Here is a 1475-nt window from a genome sequence, read left to right as displayed (position 1 = left end):
AATAAGCAGCTCACTGTTTGGGGTGCAAAAGTTAATTGTATACATAACTATCTTGAGGTTGATGATTACTTAAGTAATATAACCACCCACCCTGGTGCTATTTTAGTTGATTACTACTTTTTTGAAAAAGCCCCACAAACGCATATCACCGCGCTTAAAAACTTTATAAATATGCATAGTTGCAAGTTAGTTATTATGGCGCCAATGAGTTATTCGTCTGAGGAGTCTAAAGTAGGTATGGAAGTCGACTGTATGATTTTCAAACCTCTCACACCGTCTGATTTGTTTGACTCACTCACAAACGATAAATACATTGAACAACAGCAGCAACAAGCACAGCTTCAAAACAAGCTAACTAAAGCGCCAGTACTGGATTCATCAGAACCACAACTATTGCTTGTTGAAGACAATAAAATAAACCAAGTGGTTGCCTCTGCGCTATTAAAGCAGGCGGGTGTTACTTTTGATATTGCCGAAAATGGCCTTGAGGCAATTGTAAAGCTCAATGCAAAACAAGGTAAACCATATAAGCTAGTTTTAATGGATTGCCAAATGCCCGAAATGGATGGCTACCAAGCCACTAAAGCCATTAGAGAAGGTGATGCAGGTAAAGATAATGAAAATATTACTATTATTGCGCTAACAGCCAATGCCATGCAGGGCGATAAAGAAAAATGTCTAGCCGCAGGCATGAACGACTATTTAAGTAAGCCTCTCGATTTAGCTGCATTACAACCAAAGCTTCAACAATGGCTTGGCATTCAATAAAGGTGTAAGCTAATAAAATACGCTTACTAATTTGAGATTATTTATGCAGTTATCAACAAATCAACAACGTATTCTTGGTTGCCTATTAGAAAAACAAAGCACGACGCCAGAGCATTATCCGCTATCGTTAAACGCTCTCGTGAACGCATGTAACCAAAAGTCTAATCGCGATCCTGTGTTAAGTCTTACAGATGAAGACGTGCAAAACGCACTTGATGAACTAATAGAAATGCGTTTGGTTACAATAGATGAAGGTCTTTCGGGTCGCGTAAATAAATACGATCACCGCTTTTGCAACACTGAATTTAGTAATCTGCAATTTTCTGCTCAGCAGCGTGCCATTGTTTGTTTATTACTTTTGCGTGGTGCTCAAACCCCTGGTGAATTAAGAACCCGCAGTGCTAGACTTGCTGATTTTAATAACGTAAATGAAGTAGAGACAGCGCTCAATAAACTGATTGAAAGCGAGTACGTCACAAAGCTAGAGCGTGAAGCTGGAAAACGTGACAGCCGATATATTCATTTATTTGGCGAACAACAAAATAATCCCGCCGATGCCTTTGTTGCTCTACCAAGCGAAGTAATTAAAGACAAAGAATTAAGCGATTTACTTGAAGAAGTAGAAAAATTAAAAGCAGAGCTTCGCCAAATAAAAGCTCATTTAAAACTTTAATTAACTAAAACTAAATCACATAATAAGTTTATTG

The 1475-nt window shown here is 38.1% G+C and carries 2 protein-coding genes; both read left to right on the top strand.

The window, feature by feature from the left end; genetic code table 11:
* On the top strand, positions 1 to 768 hold a 768-nt coding region (locus H5072_RS19300), incomplete at its 5' end, for a response regulator (protein WP_182694490.1).
* A gap of 43 nt (positions 769 to 811) precedes the next feature.
* A complete protein-coding gene (locus H5072_RS19295) occupies positions 812 to 1441 on the top strand; it encodes a YceH family protein (RefSeq protein WP_182694489.1) in 630 nt (209 codons plus the stop codon).
* Positions 1442 to 1475: the final 34 nt, after the last annotated feature.

The organism is Pseudoalteromonas sp. SR45-5 (assembly GCF_014163565.1).
In the GTDB taxonomy this organism is placed as follows: Bacteria; Pseudomonadota; Gammaproteobacteria; order Enterobacterales; family Alteromonadaceae; genus Pseudoalteromonas; species Pseudoalteromonas distincta.
The sequence above is the reverse complement of the archived record's forward strand: the minus strand, read 5'-3'. Positions and strand labels throughout refer to the sequence as shown.